11 protein-coding genes are annotated in these 18585 nt (G+C 71.2%); 6 read left to right on the top strand and 5 right to left on the bottom strand.

The genetic code is table 11. The features are described from left to right. Nucleotides 1–11 precede the first annotated feature (11 nt). From JHD63_RS07600 to JHD63_RS07585, 4 genes are all read left to right on the top strand, one after another. Nucleotides 12–3116 carry an MdtB/MuxB family multidrug efflux RND transporter permease subunit gene (locus JHD63_RS07600; RefSeq protein ID WP_198970146.1) on the top strand — a complete coding sequence of 1035 codons (3105 nt, stop codon included), beginning with the start codon at nucleotides 12–14 and terminating at the stop codon, nucleotides 3114–3116. 501 nt (nucleotides 3117–3617) lie between these two features. Further along, nucleotides 3618–6731: a multidrug efflux RND transporter permease subunit gene (locus JHD63_RS07595; RefSeq protein WP_198970145.1), complete on the top strand. Its 3114-nt coding sequence runs from the start codon at nucleotides 3618–3620 to the stop codon at nucleotides 6729–6731. Beyond that, nucleotides 6721–8187: an efflux transporter outer membrane subunit gene (locus JHD63_RS07590; RefSeq protein ID WP_198970144.1), complete on the top strand. Its 1467-nt coding sequence runs from the start codon at nucleotides 6721–6723 to the stop codon at nucleotides 8185–8187. Before JHD63_RS07595 ends, JHD63_RS07590 begins: the two co-directional genes overlap by 11 nt. Nucleotides 8188–8289: 102 nt before the next feature. Further along, entirely contained in the window at nucleotides 8290–9834 is a 1545-nt protein-coding gene (locus JHD63_RS07585) for a methyl-accepting chemotaxis protein (protein ID WP_370590418.1), read from the top strand. Between the two features lie 227 nt (nucleotides 9835–10061). On the opposite strand, the gene JHD63_RS07580 is transcribed toward JHD63_RS07585, so the two are convergent. From JHD63_RS07580 to JHD63_RS07570, 3 genes are all read right to left on the bottom strand, one after another. Continuing rightward, nucleotides 10062–11297 carry a multifunctional CCA addition/repair protein gene (locus JHD63_RS07580; protein WP_198970168.1) on the bottom strand — a complete coding sequence of 412 codons (1236 nt, stop codon included), beginning with the start codon at nucleotides 11295–11297 and terminating at the stop codon, nucleotides 10062–10064. A 14-nt stretch (nucleotides 11298–11311) separates the two neighbouring features. Beyond that, on the bottom strand, nucleotides 11312–11995 hold the full coding sequence (locus JHD63_RS07575; protein WP_198970143.1) for a glutathione S-transferase family protein: 684 nt from the start codon (nucleotides 11993–11995) through the stop codon (nucleotides 11312–11314). 64 nt (nucleotides 11996–12059) lie between these two features. Further along, the gene (locus JHD63_RS07570; RefSeq protein ID WP_198970142.1) at nucleotides 12060–12632 is read right to left on the bottom strand and encodes a 5-formyltetrahydrofolate cyclo-ligase; all 573 of its coding nucleotides are present in this window, start codon (nucleotides 12630–12632) and stop codon (nucleotides 12060–12062) included. 10 nt (nucleotides 12633–12642) lie between these two features. On the opposite strand from JHD63_RS07570, the gene JHD63_RS07565 reads away from it, so the two are divergent. Continuing rightward, complete coding sequence (locus JHD63_RS07565; protein ID WP_198970141.1) at nucleotides 12643–14724, top strand: lytic transglycosylase domain-containing protein; 2082 nt, start codon at nucleotides 12643–12645, stop codon at nucleotides 14722–14724. 233 nt (nucleotides 14725–14957) lie between these two features. Here JHD63_RS07565 and JHD63_RS07560 read toward each other — a convergent pair whose 3' ends face one another. Together JHD63_RS07560 and JHD63_RS07555 are read right to left on the bottom strand one after the other, a co-directional pair. Beyond that, a complete protein-coding gene (locus JHD63_RS07560; RefSeq protein ID WP_198970140.1) occupies nucleotides 14958–15878 on the bottom strand; it encodes an MBL fold metallo-hydrolase in 921 nt (306 codons plus the stop codon). A gap of 128 nt (nucleotides 15879–16006) precedes the next feature. Continuing rightward, on the bottom strand, nucleotides 16007–17692 hold the full coding sequence (locus tag JHD63_RS07555) for an AMP-binding protein (protein WP_198970139.1): 1686 nt from the start codon (nucleotides 17690–17692) through the stop codon (nucleotides 16007–16009). A gap of 120 nt (nucleotides 17693–17812) precedes the next feature. Between JHD63_RS07555 and JHD63_RS07550 the strand changes: the two genes are divergently transcribed. Then, the coding region (locus tag JHD63_RS07550) for an esterase/lipase family protein (RefSeq protein ID WP_198970138.1) at nucleotides 17813–18585 on the top strand (773 nt) is incomplete at its 3' end.

Raw genomic sequence — 18585 nt, 5'->3', positions numbered from 1 at the left:
CCGGCCCGGCCATGAACCTCTCGCGCATCTTCATCCTGCGCCCGATCGCCACGGCGCTGCTGATGGTGGCGGTGCTGATCGCCGGCGTGCTGGCCTACCGCATGCTGCCGCTGTCGGCGCTGCCCGAGGTCGACTACCCGACCATCCAGGTGGTCACGCTCTACCCCGGCGCCAGCCCGGACGTGATGACCTCCTCGGTCACCGCGCCGCTGGAGCGCCAGTTCGGCCAGATGCCGGGGCTGGCGCAGATGTCCTCCTCCAGCTCGGGCGGCGCCTCGGTGATCACGCTGCGCTTCTCGCTCGACGTGGGACTCGACGTGGCCGAGCAGGAGGTGCAGGCCGCGATCAACGCCGGCAGCAACCTGCTGCCCTCGGACCTGCCGATGCCGCCGCTCTACAACAAGGTCAATCCGGCCGATGCGCCGGTGCTCACGCTGGCCGTCACCTCGCCCTCGCTGCCGGTGATCCGGGTGCACGACCTGGTCGAGAACCGCCTGGCGCCCAAGCTGTCGCAGGTGCCGGGCGTGGGCCTGGTGGCGATCGCCGGCGGGCGCCGGCCGGCCGTGCGCATCCAGGCCAACCCGGTGGCGCTGGCCTCCGCCGGCATGACGCTGGACGACGTGCGCACCGCCATCGCCGCGGCCAACGTCAAGCAGGCCAAGGGCAGCTTCGACGGCCCGGCGCGCGCCTCCACCATCGACGCCAACGACCAGTTGCAGTCGGCCGACGAGTACCGCAACCTGATCATCGCCTACAAGAACGGCAACCCGATCCGCCTGAAGGACATCGCCGACACGGTGGACGACGCCGAGAACACCCGCCTGGCGGCCTGGGCCGGCCTGCCCGGCCAGGGCTCGACCGCGGGCGTGATCCTCAACATCCGGCGCCAGCCCGGCGCCAACGTGATCGAGACGGTGGACCGGGTCAAGGCGTTGCTGCCGCAGCTGCAGGCCACGCTGCCGGCCTCGCTCGACGTGCAGGTGCTGACCGACCGCACCGTGACCATCCGCGCCTCGGTCAAGGACGTGCAGTTCGAGCTGCTGCTGGCCGTGGCCCTGGTGGTGATGGTGATCTTCGTGTTCCTGCGCAGCCTCTCGGCCACGCTGATCCCGAGCGTGGCGGTGCCGCTGTCGCTGATCGGCACTTTCGGCGTGATGTACCTGTGCGGCTTCTCGATCAACAACCTGACGCTGATGGCGCTGACCATCTCCACCGGCTTCGTGGTGGACGACGCCATCGTCATGATCGAGAACATCGCCCGCTACGTCGAGGCCGGCGAGCCGCCGCTGCAGGCCGCGCTCAAGGGCAGCAAGCAGATCGGCTTCACCATCGTCTCGCTGACCATCTCGCTGATCGCGGTGCTGATCCCGCTGCTGTTCATGGGCGACGTGGTCGGGCGGCTGTTCCACGAGTTCGCCATCACCATGGCGGTGGCGATCCTGGTGTCGATGGTGGTCTCGCTCACGCTCACGCCCATGCTCTGCGCGCGCCTGCTCCGGCACACGCCCGAGGAAAGCCACGGCCGGCTGTACCAGGCCACCGGCCGCTTCTTCGAGCGCACCATCGCCGGCTACGGCCGCGTGCTCAACTGGGTGCTGGACCGCAGCGGCCTCACGCTGCTGGTGTTCCTGGCGACGCTGGCGCTCACCGTGCTGCTGTACTTCGTCGTGCCCAAGGGCTTCTTTCCCGAGCAGGACACCGGCACCATCCAGGCCACGACCGAGGCCGAGCAGTCCATCTCGTTCGCCGCCATGGCCGAGCGCCAGCAGGCGATGGTGGCGCGCATCCTGCAGGACCCGGCGGTCAAGAGCGTGTCCTCCTTCATCGGCGTGGACGGCACCAACACCACGCTCAACACCGGGCGCCTGCTGATCGACCTCAAGCCCAAGGCCGAGCGCGGCCCGATCGCCGAGGTGCTGCGCCGGCTCGCCGACAGCGTGCACGACGTGCCCGGCATCGCGCTCTACGCCCAGCCGGTGCAGGACCTGACCATCGAGGACCGCGTGGCGCGCACGCAGTACCAGTTCCTCATGTCCTCGCCCGACCTGCAGCAGCTGCAGACCACCAATGCGCAACTGCTCGAGCGCCTGCGCCATCGGCCCGAACTGGCCGACGTCGCCAGCGACCTGCAGAGCCAGGGCCTGCAGGCCTTCGTGCAGATCGACCGCGCCCAGGCCGGGCGCCTGGGCGTGACCGTCGCGGGCATCGACACCGCGCTCTACAACGCCTTCGGGCAGCGGCTGATCTCCACCATCTTCACCCAGTCCAACCAGTACCGCGTGGTGCTGGAGGTGGCGCCGCGCTTCAAGCTCGGGCCCGAGGCGCTGGGCGCGATCTACGTGCCGTCCTCGCTCGGCGCGCCGGTGCCGCTGTCCTCGGTGGCCACGGTGGTGGAGCGGCCCACCGCGCTGGCCGTGAACCACGTCGGCCAGCTGCCGGCGGCCACCATCTCCTTCAACACCGCGCCCGGCGTGTCGCTGGGCCACGCGGTGGAGGCGATCAAGGCCGAGCAGGCGGCCATGGACATGCCGCTCAGCGTGGAGACCAGCTTCCAGGGCGCGGCGCTGGCCTTCCAGGCCTCGCTCTCGAACACCCTGCTGCTGATCCTGGCGGCCGTGGTCACCATGTACATCGTGCTCGGCGTGCTGTACGAGAGCACGATCCACCCGGTCACCATCCTCTCGACCCTGCCCTCGGCCGGCCTGGGCGCGCTGCTGGCGCTGCTCGCGGCCCGGCTCGACCTGGACATCATCGCCGTCATCGGCATCGTGCTGCTGATCGGCATCGTGAAGAAGAACGCGATCATGATGATCGACTTCGCGCTCGACGCCGAGCGCGAGCAGGGCCTGTCGTCCAGGGACGCGATCTTCCAGGCCTGCCTGCTGCGCTTTCGCCCGATCCTCATGACCACGCTCGCCGCCCTGCTCGGCGCCCTGCCGCTGATGCTGGGCACCGGCGTGGGCAGCGAACTGCGCCATCCGCTGGGCGTCACCATGGTCGGCGGCCTGATCGTGTCGCAGTTGCTCACGCTGTTCACCACGCCGGTCATCTACCTGGGCTTCGAGGGCCTGGCGCAGCGCTGGCGCCGGAGGGGGGAGCTGCGGCATGCGGGTTGATGTTCTATTGATGAAATATGGCTGTAGCCCAGGTTTTATCTGGGCTTCTAGCTATCTATTTGATAGTTCTTCCGTTGTGCCGGGTTCGGAGGCCGGGACTCGCCCCGGCGGGCGAGTTCCTTTCTTTTGCGTCGCCAAAAGAAAGGAACCAAAGAAAAGGCGAGCCGCAGTCATGGACCTTTCGGGCTTCCCTGCGCCGCTCGCGTCGAGCGGTGGAGGGAGCAGGAAAGGGGCCGAGCGCAGCGACGGCCCGTGTGGCTATCCCCGGGTCCCCTCGGGATGCGCCGAGGAGCGCAGAGGCAGGCGGATCAGGGCTCGCCCTTGTTTGAGCGAAGCGAGTTTGGGCGAGACCCCGCCTGCCGCGAGCACCGCAGGTTGCCCCGGAGCGCAGCGCAGGGGACGCAGCACGTGGGGTCGCCAGCCGGGGCGAACTCCCGGCTCCTGCCCTCAGCAAGAGCAGCAAAATCCAGTTTCGGCTAGAAGGCCGGGTTGGCCCGCTCCATGAGCCCCTCCACCCCCTTCATCCACCGCCCGATCGCCACCAGCCTCCTGACCCTGGGCCTGGCGATCGCCGGCGTGATCGCCTTCTTCCTGCTGCCGGTGGCGCCGCTGCCGCAGGTGGACTACCCGACCATCTCGGTCTCCGCCAGCCTGCCGGGCGCCAGCCCCGACACCATGGCCGCCACGGTGGCCACGCCGCTGGAGCGGGCGCTGGGGGCGATCGCCGGGGTGAACGAGATCACCTCCACTTCCACGCTGGGCAATACCCGGGTGGTGCTGCAGTTCGACCTGGACCGCGAGATCAACGGCGCCGCGCGCGACGTGCAGGCGGCCATCAACGCGGCGCGCACGCTGCTGCCCACCGGCATGCCCGGCAACCCGACCTACCGCAAGGTCAACCCGGCCGATTCGCCGATCCTGATCCTGTCGCTGACCTCCGCCACGCTCACGCGCGGGCAGATGTACGACGCCGCCTCCACCGTGCTGGCGCAGAGCCTGGCGCAGGTCGAGGGCGTGGGGCAGGTGACGATCGGCGGCGGCGCGCTGCCGGCGGTGCGCATCGAGCTGGACCCGAACCGGCTGGCCGCCAACGGTATCGCGCTGGAGACGGTGCGCTCGGTGGTGACCTCGGCCAACGCCAACCGGCCGCTCGGCGCGGTGGAGCGCGACGGGCGCTACTGGCAGATCGGCGCCAACGACCAGGCGCGCACCGCGGCCGAGTACGCGCCGCTGGTGCTGTCCTACAAGAACGGCAACGCGGTGCGGCTGCAGGACGTGGCCGAGGTGATCGACTCGGTGCAGGACGTGCGCAACTACGGCGTGGCCAACGGCAAGCCGGCCATCCTGCTGCAGATCTTCAAGGAGCCCGGCGCCAACATCCTGGAGGCGACGGAGCGGGTGCGCGCGATGCTGCCGCGGCTCAAGGCCTCGATCCCGGCGGCGATCGACCTGGACGTCGTCTCCGACCGCACGCCCACGCTGCGCGCCTCGCTGCGCGAGGTCGAGCGCGCGCTGGCGATCGCGGTGGCGCTGGTGATCCTGGTGGTGTTCCTGTTCCTGCGCAACGCCCGCGCCGCGCTGATTCCGAGCGTGGCGGTGCCGGTGTCGCTGGCCGGCACCTTCGGCGTCATGTACCTGGCCGGCTACACGCTGGACAACCTCTCGCTCATGGCGCTGACGGTGGCCACCGGCTTCGTCGTGGACGACGCCATCGTGGTGCTGGAGAACATTTCGCGCCACATGGAGCGCGGCAAGAGTGCGCTGCAGGCCTCGCTCGACGGCGCGCGCGAGATCGGCTTCACCGTGGTGTCCATGAGCCTGTCGCTGATCGCGGTGTTCATCCCGATCCTGCTCATGGGCGGCATCGTCGGGCGCTTCTTCCGCGAGTTCGCGGTGGTCATGTCCGCCGCCATCCTGGTGTCCATGGTGGTCTCGCTCACGACCACGCCGATGATGTGCGCCACCCTGCTCAGGCCGCGCCGCGAGGACGGCCGCGCGCCCTCGCGGCTGGCGCGGTGGTCCGCGCGCGCGCAGCGCGGCCTGCGCCGCGGCTACCGGCAGTCGCTGGCCTGGGTGCTGCGGCACCAGCCGGTGGCGCTGCTGGCGCTGGCGGCGGTGGTGGGGCTCAACGTGTACCTCTACGGCGCCATCGAGAAGGGCTTCCTGCCCGACCAGGACACCGGCCGCGTGATCGGCTTCATCCGCGCCGACCAGGCCACCTCGTTCCAGGCCATGCAGCAGCGGCTGCAGCGCTTCCTGGCCGTCGTCCAGGCCGATCCGGCGGTGGACTACGTGACCGGCTTCACCGGCGGCGGGCAGCGCAACGTGGCGTTCATGTTCATGTCGCTCAAGCCGCTCGGCCAGCGCGATGCGTCCTCGGCCGAGGTGATCGAGCGCCTGCGCAAGCGGCTGCAGAACGAGCCCGGCGCCACCCTGTTCATGAGCCCGCAGCGCGACATCCGCATCGGCGGGCGGCAGTCCAATGCCTCCTACGAGTACACGCTGCAGGCCGACGACAACGCCGAGCTGCGCACCTGGGAGCCGCGCATCCGCCAGGCGCTGGCCGCGCTGCCCGAGCTGGAAGACGTCAACAGCGACCAGCAGGACAACGGCCTGCAGACCTCGCTGGTGATCGACCGCGACGCCGCCGCGCGGCTCGGCCTGTCCATGAGCGCCATCGACGCCACCCTAGGCGATGCCTTCGGCCAGCGCCAGGTGGGCGTGATCTACAACCCGCTGAACCAGTACCGCGTGGTGATGGAGGCCGCGCCGGCCTACCTGCAGAGCCCGGAGTCGCTGCGCAAGTTCTTCTTCGTCTCCAGCACCGGCGCGCAGGTGCCGCTGTCGGCCTTCGCCCGCATGGAACTCGCCAACACGCCGCTGTCGGTCAACCACCAGAGCGGCACGCCGGCCACCACCGTCAGCTTCAACCTGCCGCCCGGCGTGTCGCTGTCGGACGCCACCGCGGCGGTGAACAACGCCGTGGCCGAGCTGGGCGTGCCGGTGTCCATCCGCGGCAGCTTCAGCGGCACGGCCGGCGCCTTCAAGGATGCGCTGTCGAGCCAGCCGGTGCTGATCCTGGCCGCGCTGGTGACCATCTACCTGGTGCTGGGCATCCTCTACGAAGATCTGGTGCACCCGCTCACCATCCTCTCCACGCTGCCCTCGGCCGGCGTCGGCGCGCTGCTGGCGCTGTTGCTGTTCAAGACCGAGTTCTCGCTGATCGCCATGATCGGCGTGATCCTGCTGATCGGCATCGTCAAGAAGAACGCGATCATGATGATCGACTTCGCCGTGGCGCGGCAGCGCGCCCACCCGGTCAGCGCGGCGCAGGCGATCTACCGCGCCTGCCAGCTGCGCGTGCGGCCGATCCTGATGACCACCGTGGCCGCGATCTTCGGCGCGCTGCCGCTGGCGCTGGGCACCGGCGACGGCGCCGAACTGCGCCAGCCGCTGGGCATTGCCGTGGTCGGCGGCCTGATCGGCAGCCAGCTGCTCACGCTCTACACCACGCCGGTGGTCTACGTCGCGCTCGACCGGCTGCGCTCCCTGCGCCTGCGCCCGCGCGCGCGCCGCGCCGCCCTGCCGCTCAAGGAACTCCCCGATGCCGCCTGACCGCCTGCCGCATGCCCGCCGCGCCCTGCGCCTGTCCCTGCTCGCCGCGCTCAGCCTGCTGGCGGCCTGCAACAGCGCGCCGCCCTACGTGCGCCCGGGGCTGGACGTTCCCGCCGCCTACAAGGAGGGCGTGCCCGGCGCGGCGGTGTGGCAGCCGGCCGAGCCGCAGGCGGCCGCCGTGCCCGACGCCTGGTGGACGCTGTTCAACGACCCGGTGCTCGACCAGTTGCAGCGGCAGGCCGCGGCCGGCAACCAGAACGTGCTGCAGAGCGTGGCCCGGCTGCGCGCGGCGCAGGCCGCGGTGGCCAGCAGCCAGGCGGCGCAGCTGCCCACGCTCAACGGCAACTTCGGCGCCACGCGCAGCGTCAGCGGCAGCAGCAGCTCGGGTACGGTCGATGCGTCCGGCAACCCGGTCGGCAGTACCGGCGGCAGGCCGCGCACCCTGAACACCCTGGGCGCCAGCGCCAGTTGGGAGTTGGATCTGTGGGGCCGCCTCTCCGGCGCGGTGGACGCGGCCCGGGCCAATGCCCTGGCCAGCGCCGACGATCTGGCCGCGCTGCGCCTGTCCACCCAGGCGACGCTGGCGCAGACCTATTTCTCGCTGCGCACCGCAGACGCCCAGTCGCAGCTGCTGAACGACACCCTGGCCGCCTACCGCAAGTCGCTCGATCTGACGCGCAATCGCTATGACGCCGGCGTGGCCTCGGCCGCCGACGTGGCCCAGGCCGAGTCGCAGCTCAAGTCCGCCGAGGCGCAGCTGATCGAGTCCGACACCAGCCGCGCGCAGCTCGAGCACGCCCTGGCCGCGCTGGTGGGCCAGGCGCCCGCGGCCTTCTCGCTGCCGCGCAGCGCGCAACTGCCCGAGCCGCCGCCGGTGCCGCAGCAACTGCCCTCCACCCTGCTGCAGCGCCGCCCCGACATCGCCGCGGCCGAGCGCCGCGTGGCCGCCGCCAATGCCCAGATCGGCGTGGCGCGCGCGGCCTTCTTCCCGGCGCTCACGCTGTCGGCCAGCGCCGGCTACCGCAGCACCAGCCTGTCCGACCTGGTGAGCGCGCCCAACCTGTTCTGGTCGGTGGGGCCGGCGCTGGCGGTCTCGCTGTTCGACGGCGGCGCGCGCCGCGCGGCGGTCGAGTCCGCCCGCGCCGCCACCGACCAGGCCGTGGCCACCTACCGCCAGACCGTGCTCACCGCGCTGCAGGAAGTGGAAGACAACCTGGTCATCGCCACCAACCTGGAGCGCGAGCAGGTGGTGCAGGCCCAGGCGCTGGCCGCCGCGCGCCGCGCGCTGGAGATCACCCAGAACCAGTACTTCGCCGGCACCGTGAGCTACCTCAACGTGATCACCGCCCAGGCCAGCGCCCTCAACGCCGAGAGCGCGCTGCTGGGCGTGCGCAACCGCCGCCTGGCGGCGGTTGGCATGCTGCTGAAGAACATCGCCGGGCGCTGGGAGGGGTAGCGGGCCGCCCGCTCGCGGCGCGCGGCTGTCATCCGCTGTAATTGCAGCGCGTACCGCCATGGCGATCATGCGACGTTCCACATCCTTCCGCAGGAGTTGAACGTGCGCATCAACGAACCCGTCACCCAGCGTGAATATGAGTTCCCGGACGACGCCACCCTGATGTCGACCACCGACACGCAGAGCTACGTGACCTACGCCAACGCCGCGTTCGTCGAAGTCAGCGGCTTCACCCATGAAGAGCTTCGGGGCGAGCCGCACAACATCGTGCGCCACCCCGACATGCCGGCCGAGGCCTTCGCCGACATGTGGGCCACCCTGAAGGGCGGCGAGCCCTGGACCGGGCTGGTGAAGAACCGGCGCAAGAACGGCGACCACTACTGGGTGCGCGCCAATGCGACGCCGGTGGTGCGCAACGGGCGGCAGGTGGGCTACATGTCGGTGTGCACCAGACCCTCGCGCGCGGAGATCGCCGAGGCCGAGGCCCTGTACGCCCGCATGCGCGAGGGCAAGGCCGCCGGTCTGCGCTTCTACAAGGGGCTGGTCGTGCGCACCGGCCCCATGGGCTGGACCTCGCTGCTGCGGACCATGCCGGTGCGCATTCGCATCCGCACCGCCTTCATGGCCCTGCTGCCGATCAAGCTGTGCGGCGCCTGGCTCCTCGGGCTGACCGGCGCCACGCTCGCCGGCTTCGCCTGCCTGGCCGTGAGCACGTCCATTCTCGCCTCCTGGTGGCTGGAACTGCAGATCGCGCGCCCGCTGGAAGAGGTGCGTGACCAGGCGCTGCGCGTGGCCTCCGGCGAAAGCCAGAAGGCGGTGCACATGGGGCGGGTGGACGAGATCGGCATGGCGCTGCGCACCGTCAGCCAGTTGGGCCTGATGTTCCGCTGGCTGATCCACGACGTGAGCGAGCAGGTGCTCACCGTGCAGACCGCCGTCAACGAGATCGCCAGCAGCAACAACCACATCAGCGAGCGCACCGAGCAGGCCGCCAGCAGCGTGCAGCAGACCGGCTCGTCCATGAGCCAGATGACCGCCACCGTCGCCAGCAACGCCGAGATCGCCACCCAGGCCAACCAGCTCTCCAGCTCCGCCACCGAGGCCGCCTCCATGGGCGGCAGGGCCATGTCGGAGGTGGTCGCCACCATGAGCGAGATCACCCACAGTTCCAGGAAGATCGCCGACATCATCGGCGTCATCGACGCCATCACTTTCCAGACCAACATCCTCGCCCTCAATGCCGCGGTCGAGGCCGCGCGCGCGGGCGAGCAGGGCCGCGGCTTCGCCGTGGTCGCGGGCGAGGTGCGCAGCCTGGCCCTGCGCAGCGCCGAGGCGGCCAAGGAAATCAAGGGCCTGATCACCGCCAGCGTGGACAAGGTGGTCTCGGGCTCGCGCCTGGTCGACGACGCCGGCAGGACCATGGACGAGATCGTCGCCCGCGTGAAGCGCGTGTCCGACCTGATCGCCGAGATCAGCACCGCCACCGCCGAGCAGAGCGACGACATCGCGCAGGTGGACCGGGCCGTGAACCACCTGGACGACATCACCCAGAAGAACGCGGCGCTGGTCCAGCAGACGGCGGCCGCCTCGGCGAGCCTGAAGCAGCAGACCACGCGGCTGGTGGAGGCGGTGAGCGTTTTCAGGTGAATTCTTAGCTAAAAGTGGCTGCAGCCCATGTGGTTTCTGGGTTATTTGCTATATATTTAATAGCATTTCTGTTTTGCTGGATGTGGCGGCCGGGGCTCGCCCCGTCGGGCGACCTGCCTGTTCTTCGCTTCGCCAAGAAAGCAGGCGCGCCGTCAACAGCCGGGCAGCCGGCACCCAGCCCAGCCCTCCCCCAGCGGAGGAGGGGCAGGAAAAGAGCCGAATGCAGCTCAGTGGCCCATGCCCGCCACCGCCGCCACCCGCGCCGCCAGGATGCGCTCGCCGATCTGTGGCCCGCGCGCGCCGTTGCCGGCTGCCGCAGCCGCGACGGCGGCCGTGTCCACCGCCTGCGCCGCCTGCAGCGCGGCCAGCAGGCGCGGCCGTTGCGGGTAGCTTGCCTCTTGCAGGCCGCCGCGCCCGCGCGCATCGCATTCACAGGCCAGCAGCGCGTCGGCAAAGCGCTGCGGCCGGCGCCAGGCGTCGCAGCGATCGAGCAGGCGCACCAGCGCGGCGGCGTTGAACTCCTGGCTGCGGTGGATGTTGCCGTGCTCGCGCGCGACGATGTCGGCCAGTTCACGGCATTCGGTGGGCACGCGCAGGCGCTCGCACAGGCCGCGCAGCAACTGCGCGCTGCGCTGTTCGTGGCCGATGTGGCGCGGCAGCACCTCGGGCGGCGTGGTGCCCTTGCCCAGGTCATGGCACAGGCAGGCGAAGCGCACGGACAGGGGCGCCTGCAGGCGCGCGGACATGTCCAGCACCAGACCCAGGTGCACGCCGGTGTCGATCTCGGGATGGTAATCGGCGCGCTGGGGCACGCCCCAGAGCCGGTCCACCTCGGGCAGCAGCCGCGCCAGTGCGCCGCAGGCGCGCAGCACGTCGAGCATGCGCGAGGGCCGCGGCTCCATCAGGCCGCGGCTCAGCTCCTGCCAGACGCGCTCGGGCACCAGGGCATCGACCTCGCCGCCTGCCACCATCTGGCGCATCAGCGCCTCGGTCTCGGGGGCGACGCTGAAGTCGGAAAAGCGCGCCGCAAAGCGCGCCAGCCGCAGGATGCGCACCGGGTCCTCGCGGAAGGCGCCGGTGACGTGGCGCAGCACGCGCGCGGCCAGGTCGCGCCGTCCGCCGTAGGGGTCGATCAGGCCGTCCAGCCCGCTTTCGCCCGCGGGCTGGGCGATGGCGTTGATGGTCAGGTCGCGCCGCGCCAGATCCTGCTCCAGCGTGACCTCGGGCGTGGCCTGGAAGGCAAAGCCGTGGTAGCCGCGCGCGGTCTTGCGCTCGGTGCGCGCCAGCGCGTACTCCTCGCGCGTCCGCGGGTGCAGGAAGACCGGGAAGTCACGGCCGACCGGCAGGTAGCCCTGCGCGGCCATGGCCTCGGGCGTGGCGCCGACGACGACCCAGTCGATGTCCTGCACCGGCAGCCCGAGCAGGGCGTCGCGCACCGCGCCGCCGACCTTGTAGACCTGTATGGCGCCGTGCCCGCTCACGGCCGCAGCCGGTAGGGCTCCTCGAAGTCGAGGAAGTCCTTTTCCGCCAGCGCGTCGGCGATCCATGCCGCCACGCCGGGCAGGGCGGCCACGCGCTCGACGTAGGCGCGGATGGGCGCGGGCAGCGGCAGCGCGTAGGTGATCAGGCGCATGCAGACCGGGGCGAAGAAGGCGTCGGCGATGGAGAAGTCGCCAAACAGCAGCGGGCCGCCGTGGGCGTCGAGCAGCGCGGCCCAGGTGTCCACCAGGTGCGCCACGTCGGCGCGCAGGGCCGGCTGGTCGCGCCAGAGCAGGGCGCCGACCTCGGGCAGGCGCGCCTCGATGTTCATGGGGCAGTGGCCGCGCAGGGCGGCAAAGCCGGTGTGCATCTCGCACACCACGCTGCGGGCGCGGGCGCGCAGGGCGGGGTCGGCGGGCCACAGGCGCTTGTCGGGAAAGCGCTCGGCCAGGGTCTCGGCAATGGCCAGGGAATCCCAGACCGCCAGCGGCCCGTCCAGCAGCACCGGCACCTTGCCCGCCGCGCCCAGGCCCTGCAGCGTCTGCTTGAAGCGCGACTCCGGCGCGAAGGAGTCGAAGCGCACCAGGCGTTCCTCGAAGGCGATGCCGGCCTGGCGCATCAGCACCCACGGGCGCATGGACCAGGACGAGTAGTTCTTGTTGCCGATGACGAGGGTGAGCATCTCAGATCTCCATGGCGCCGGCCATCATCGGCCGCGCGTAAAGGTCAAAACCGCGGGACTCCATCTACACCGGCCAGACCACGCCATTGTCGTTGAGGATCGCATCCAGCGGCATGTCGTGCGCCTCGGGCTCGAAGTCGGGCAGGAAGCCCTGGCCGAAGCCCAGGCCCACGGTGAAGGGCCTGGGGTCGAGCGCGGCAAGCGTGCGGTCATAGAAGCCGCCGCCGTAGCCCAGCCGGTAGCCGCCCGCGCCGTAGCCCACGCAGGGCACGAACAGCAGGGTGGGCACGACCACCTCGGTGTTCTTGGGCTTGGGGATGCCGTAGGCGTCTTCCTCCATCGGGCAGCCGGGGTACCAGACGTGGAAAGTGAGGGTGCCCGCCACCTTGTCCACCACCGGCAGGCCGATGCGCCGGCGCTGCGGCTCGCCCTGCAGTTCGCCGTCTTCCTTCCAGCGGTGCAGGGCCGGCAGGGGATCGAACTCGCCCTTGATCGGCCAGTAGGCGCCAATCACGGCGTCCGGGCGGCCCAGGAGCCAGATCCGCATGACCCGCTGCAACTGGTCGGCGCGCTGCAGCCGGTCCGGCAGGTTCAGTCGTTCTTGTATCAAAGCGCGGCGAACAGTGGGTTTGTCCATAATTCCCTCGATGAAATTCCCGAAGATTCTGACATCTGCCCTGCTGGGCTGCCTGCTGCTGGCGGGCGGCGCTGCGGCGCAGGCCCAGCCGCTGCCCCTGCCGCGCACCGACGAGGTGCTGCTGCAGATGAGCCAGGCCTTCCGCCGCGGCGACCGCGACCGGCTGGCGCAACTGCTGCCGCTGGCGCGCGGCCATGCGCTGGAGCCCTGGGCCGCCTACTGGGAACTGCGCGCGCGGCTGGACGTGGCGCAGCCGGCCGAGGTGGACGCCTTCCTGGCGCGCTGGGCCGGCAGCTACCAGGAAGACCGCCTGCGCAACGACTGGCTGCGCCTGCTCGGCCAGCGCCGCGACTGGTCGCGCTTTGCCGAGCTGTATCCGCAGTTCCGCATGAACGACGACCGCGAGGTGCGCTGCTACGCGCTGCTGGTGGGCACCCTGCGCAGCGGCGCGCCGCTGGCGCCCGAGCAGCTCGACGAGCTGCGCCGCAACTGGTGGGGCCTGCGCGATGCCGACGACGGCTGCACGCTGGCCGCCTCCGAGCTGTACAGCGCGCGCCAGCTCACCGCCGCCGACGTCTGGCGCAAGGCGCGCCTGGCCATGGATGCCAATCGGCCGCGCGTGGCGCGCAGCGCGGTGGAGATCGTGGCGCCCGAGGCCTCCAGCCTGGTCACGCAGATCAACGACAACCCGATGCGCTTCCTGCTCGCCAAGGCCACCGCCAGCGGCGCCACGCGCAAGGAACTGGTCGCGCTGGCCCTGCTGAAGATGGGCAGCACCGACCCGGACACCGCCGCCGCGCAACTGGAAGGCAAGTGGGGCGTGCAGATCACGGCCGAGGAGCGCAACTGGGTCTGGGGCGCCATCGGCCGGCAGGCCGCCACGCGGCTGTCGCCCATGGCGCTGGAGTACTACGCCAAGGTCAGCAAGGACGCCGATCTGACCGACGACATGCTCGCCTGGAAGGCCCGCGCCGCGCTGCGCGCAGGCAACTGGCGCGAGGTGCTGGCCGCCACCGCCGCCATGGACGCGCCGCTGCGCAACGACAGCACCTGGATCTACTGGCGCGCCAGGGCGCTGCTGGGCGGCGGCCCGCTGGAGCCGGCGCCCGTGGCCACACCCGTGCCGGCCGAGGCCGCGGCCGAGCCGGCCTCCGCGCGCGTGCGCGGACGGCCTTCCGAGGCGCAGCGCGCCGAGGCCCAGCGCCTGTTCGAAAGCATCGCCAGCCCGCGCGGTTTCTACGAGCAACTGGCGCTGGAGGAGCTGGGCCAGCGCATCGTGCTGCCGCAGCGGCCGCCGCCGCCCACGCCCGAGGAGCGCGAAGCCGTGCGCGCCAATCCCTCGCTGGCGCGCGGCCTGTATGCGATCCAGATCGGGCTGCGCAGCGAAGGCGTGCGCGAATGGAACTACGCCACCAACCTGCACCTGGCCGGCGGCATGGGCGAGCGCGAACTGCTGGCCGCGGCCGAGCTGGCCTGCCAGAACGAGGTCTGGGACCGCTGCATCAACACCAGCGAGCGCACCAGGACCGTCTTCGACGTGGCGCAGCGCTTTCCCATGCCGCACCAGGCCCAGGTGGTGCAGCGCAGCCGCGCCATCGGCATCGACCCGGCCTACGTCTACGGCCTGATCCGCCAGGAGAGCCGCTTCATCATGGACGCGCGCTCGGGCGTCGGCGCATCGGGCCTGATGCAGGTCATGCCCGCCACCGCGCGCTGGACCGCCCGCAAGATCGGCATCGACGGCTTCCGGCCCGAGCAGATCAACGAGCGCGACACCAACATCGCCATCGGCACCGCCTACCTCAAGCTGGCGCTGGACGACTTCCAGGACTCCATGCCGCTGGCCGCCGCCGCCTACAACGCCGGCCCCGGCCGCCCGCGCGTCTGGCGCAACGGCCCGGTGCTCGACGCCGCCATCTGGGCCGAGAACATTCCCTTTGGCGAGACGCGCGACTACGTGAAGAAGGTGCTGGCCAACACCACCACCTACGCCGCCATCCTGAGCGGCCAGCCGCAGTCGCTCAAGGCGCGCCTGGGCACGGTGGGCCCGCGCGATGCGGGCACGGCCGATCCGAGCAAGGACTTGCCGTAGGGCCAGCGCGCCCTCGCCGGCCCTCCGCTGGCCGTGCCGTGGGGCGCGGCGCTTGTGGCGGGCCAGGCGTTGAAGGCGTACCGCGGTGCGCAGGGCGCCAGGACTTCGCCCATGCCGGACTTCTACATCGGCGCCCACGCGCTGGTGCATGGCCTGCAACTGCTCACGCGGGATGCGGCGCGGTGCCGGAGCTGTTTCCCCCGCCCGCGGATCGTGGCGCCGCGGGCGGTTCGCTATCGATTCAGCAGTTCGTCCCCCGCCCGTTGCGCCGCGCCTGCGCGCACCAGCTCGTCCACCAGGGCGTCGGCCCAGGGCTGGAGATCGCCCGCGGCGGCAAAGTGCGTGGCGTGCAGCGTGGTGAAGTAGGGCGTGTGGGCGACCCAGGCGCGCAGGTCGCTCAGCGCGACCCGCTGCCATTCCAGCAGCTTGAACTTCAGCAGCACCTTGGCCGCGTGCGTGGCATGCCGTAGCGGGTCGCGCACGAAGCCGTCGAGCCGCCGGCGCGCGGCGGCCAGGGCGGCGTCGGCGTCGGTGAACACCGGGCCGTGGCCCGGCACCACGAGGGCGGGGGCGAGCGATTCGATCAGGTCCAGCGTCGCGGCCACCTCGGCGAAGGCGTGTTCGCCCTCCAGCTCGGGGAACACCACGCCGAAGCCGGTCTGCCACAGCGCGTCGGCCGAGAGCAGCACGCGCGACTGCGGCTCGAACAGCAGCACCGCATGCGGGTCGTGCCCCGGCGCGGCGTGGATCTGCCACGGCCGGCCGCCCAGCGCGATCCTGCCGCCCGGCGGCAGCACGCCGTCGCAGCGAAAGCGCGGGCACGCCTGGCCGGTGGCGGCGTAGCTCAGTGCCTGCTCGTCCCAGTCGCGCACGGCCTGCGCGTCGCCCGGCGGCACCAGGGTGCGCAGGGCCGGGTAGCGCCGCTGCAGCGCGGCGTTGCCGCCGCAGTGGTCGCTGTGCAGGTGGGTGTTGACCAGCAGGTCCAGCGGCCGGCCGCCCAGCGCGCCGTGCACCAGGGCCAGCGTCTGCTCCGCGTGGCTGCAGTAGCCGCTGTCCACCAGCGCCGTGGGGCCGTCGCCGCTGGCGAACACGATGCCGTTGGCGGACAGCCAGCCGCGTTCCAGGACCTGCACGCCGGGTGGGAGTTTATGCATGAAAAGTGGCTGAAGCCCAGGTTTTATCTTGGCTATTAGCTATCAAAATAGTAGCAATCAATGACCGTCTTCAGTCACACCCCAAGACATCCGCGGCACCGGCTCCGTCGGGCCGCAGGCGGCGGGCGTCAGGCATGGCGCAGTTCGCGCCGCAGGATCTTGCCGACGTTGGTCTTGGGCAGCGAATCGCGGAACTCGATGCTGCGCGGGCGCTTGTAGCCGGTCAGCCGCTCCTGGCAGAAGCGCAGCACGTCGTCCTCGGACAGGCTCTGGTCCTTGCGCACGACGAAGACCTTGATCGCCTCGCCCTGCTTCTCGTCGGCCACGCCGACGGCCGCGCACTCGAGCACGCCGGGGCACAGCGAGATGACGTTTTCCAGCTCGTTCGGATAGACGTTGAAGCCGCTGACCAGGATCATGTCCTTCTTGCGGTCGACGATGCGGGTCGAGCCCTGCTCGTCCATCACGGCGATGTCGCCGGTGCGCATGAAGCCGTCCGCCGTGAAGGCCTGGGCGGTTTCCTCGGGCTGGTTCCAGTAGCCGCGCATCACGTTGGGGCCGCGGATGCACAGCTCTCCGGCGCTGCCCGCGGGCAGGCTGCGGCCCTCGTCGTCCTTGATGGCGATGTCGATGCCCGGCAGCGGCAGGCCGATGGTGCCGCTGAAGCGGGTGGCGGTGACCGGGTTGTTGGTGCCGATGGCGCAGGTCTCGCTCATGCCCCAGCCCTCGACCATGGTGCAGCAGGTCAGCTCCTGCCAGGCGCGCGCCGTGCCTTCGGAGGCGGCCATGCCGCCGGCCTGGGTGCAGGCCAGGGGCTTGAAGTCGATGGTCTTGAAATCCGGGTGCTGCAGCAGCGCGTTGAACAGCGTGTTGACCGCGGGCAGCAGGTGGAACGGGCGCTTCTTGAGCACCGCCACGAACTTGCCGATGTCGCGCGGGTTGGGGATCAGGGTCAGGTGCGAGCCCTGGCGGATCGCCAGCAGGCACAGCGTGAGCGCGAAGATGTGGTAGAGCGGCAGCGCCGCGATGCTGTTGACCTTGGCAGGATCGCCGACCCTGTCGAGCGCGGGCGCGAACCAGGCTTCTGCCTGCAGCACCGCGGCGACGATGTTGCGCTGGGTCAGCTCCGCGCCCTTGGACAGCCCGGTGGTGCCGCCGGTGTACTGCAGGAAGGCTGCGTCGTCGAGCGAGGTGCCGTGCGGCGCCAGCGTGCGGCCGGCCCCCGCCTGCAGCGCCTCGCGCCAGGGCGTGACGCTGCGGCCGTTGGTGATGGGCAGCTGGTAGGGCGGCACCATCTTCTTCAGGTGGCGCACGGCAAAGGTGATCCAGGCGCCGTAGCTGCCGCCGAGCAGGTCGCCCATGGCGGTCACCGCCACGTGGCGCACGCCGGTCTGCTCCACCACCTCGGCCAGCGTGTGGGCGAAGTTCTCCAGGATGACGATGGCGCTGGCGCCCGAGTCGCTCAACTGGTGGCGCAGCTCGCGCGCCGTGTACAGCGGATTGACGTTGACGCAGGTGTAGCCCGCGCGCAGCACCGCGGCCATCGCCACCGCGAACTGCGGCACGTTGGGCAGCATGACGGCCACGCGCGCGCCGCGCTCCAGCCCCAGCGACTGCAGCCAGGCGCCGAGCGCGGCCGAATGGCGGTCCAGTTCGCCGTAGCTCATCCAGCGGTCCATGCATACCGAGAACGGCCGCTCGGCGTAGGCCTTGAAGGCCTCCTCCAGCAACTGCGGCAGCGAGGCGTAGCGGTCCGGGTCCACGGTGTGCGCGACGCCTTCGGGATAGTGGGCGAGCCAGGGGCGATGGTCCATGCAGCGATCTCCTTGTGCGTTGATTCTGGGAGGCGGCGCGGGTGGGCCACCCTGGGGATTTACCTAGGGCCGACAGTTCCGCTGTGCGAGGATGTTCGCTCCCACTCCACATCGCGCCCCATGCTCGCCCGCCTGCAACAACGCATTCTTCTCGGCCTCGTACTGGCGGCCTGTGCCTGGGCGCTGGCCTGGTGGGGACGCTCGCCGGTGCTGGCGCTGCTGGGCGTGGCCTTGCTGCCGCTCGGGCATTCGCTGCTACTGGGGCTGGAGTGCATCGCCATGGCCGTGGCCAACCGGCGCGACCCGGCGCCCGCGCCGCGCGCCGGCCAGGTGCTGCGGGCCTGGGCGCTGGAGGTGGTGATGGCGCTGCGCGTGTTCTGCTGGCGCCAGCCATTGCGCGCCGGCGCGGTGCCGGACTTCCTGCCCGCCGACGGCAGCGCCCAGGGGCGCCAGGGCGTGGTGCTGCTGCATGGGCTGGTGTGCAACCGCGGCTTCTGGACGCCCTGGCTGCTGCGCCTGCGGCAGCGCGGCGTGCCCTGCGTGGCGATCGACCTGGAGCCGGTGTTCGCCGAGTCGATCGATGACTACGTGCCGCAGGTCGAGGCCGCCGTCGCCCGCGTCGCGGCCGCCACCGGCCGGCCGCCGGTGCTGCTGTGCCACAGCATGGGCGGCCTGGCGGCGCGTGCCTGGCTGCGCCGGGCCGGCGACGCGCGCCGGGCTGTCTCTTATACACATCTCCGAGCCCACGAGACCGTACAGGAAATCGCGTATGCCGTCTTCGGCGTGAAAAGGGGGGGGGGGGGGGGGGGGGGGGGGGGGGGGGGGGGGGGGGGGGGGGGGGGGGGGGGGGGGGGGGGGGGGGGGGGGGGGGGGGGGGGGGGGGGGGGGGGGGG

The sequence above is a fragment of the Xylophilus sp. ASV27 genome, assembly GCF_016428875.1.
In the GTDB taxonomy this organism is placed as follows: domain Bacteria; phylum Pseudomonadota; class Gammaproteobacteria; order Burkholderiales; family Burkholderiaceae_C; genus Xylophilus.
The sequence above is the reverse complement of the archived record's forward strand: the minus strand, read 5'-3'. Positions and strand labels throughout refer to the sequence as shown.

What these genes read in the sequence shown, in the direction of transcription:
- JHD63_RS07595 (WP_198970145.1), top strand. Translation starts at nt 3,618, where the DNA reads ATGAGCCCCTCCACCCCCTTCATCCACCGCCCGATCGCCACCAGCCTC.
- JHD63_RS07565 (WP_198970141.1), top strand. Translation starts at nt 12,643, where the DNA reads ATGAAATTCCCGAAGATTCTGACATCTGCCCTGCTGGGCTGCCTGCTG.
- JHD63_RS07575 (WP_198970143.1), bottom strand. Translation starts at nt 11,995, where the DNA reads ATGCTCACCCTCGTCATCGGCAACAAGAACTACTCGTCCTGGTCCATG.
- JHD63_RS07555 (WP_198970139.1), bottom strand. Translation starts at nt 17,692, where the DNA reads ATGGACCATCGCCCCTGGCTCGCCCACTATCCCGAAGGCGTCGCGCAC.
- JHD63_RS07570 (WP_198970142.1), bottom strand. Translation starts at nt 12,632, where the DNA reads ATGGACAAACCCACTGTTCGCCGCGCTTTGATACAAGAACGACTGAAC.
- JHD63_RS07560 (WP_198970140.1), bottom strand. Translation starts at nt 15,878, where the DNA reads ATGCATAAACTCCCACCCGGCGTGCAGGTCCTGGAACGCGGCTGGCTG.
- JHD63_RS07590 (WP_198970144.1), top strand. Translation starts at nt 6,721, where the DNA reads ATGCCGCCTGACCGCCTGCCGCATGCCCGCCGCGCCCTGCGCCTGTCC.
- JHD63_RS07600 (WP_198970146.1), top strand. Translation starts at nt 12, where the DNA reads ATGAACCTCTCGCGCATCTTCATCCTGCGCCCGATCGCCACGGCGCTG.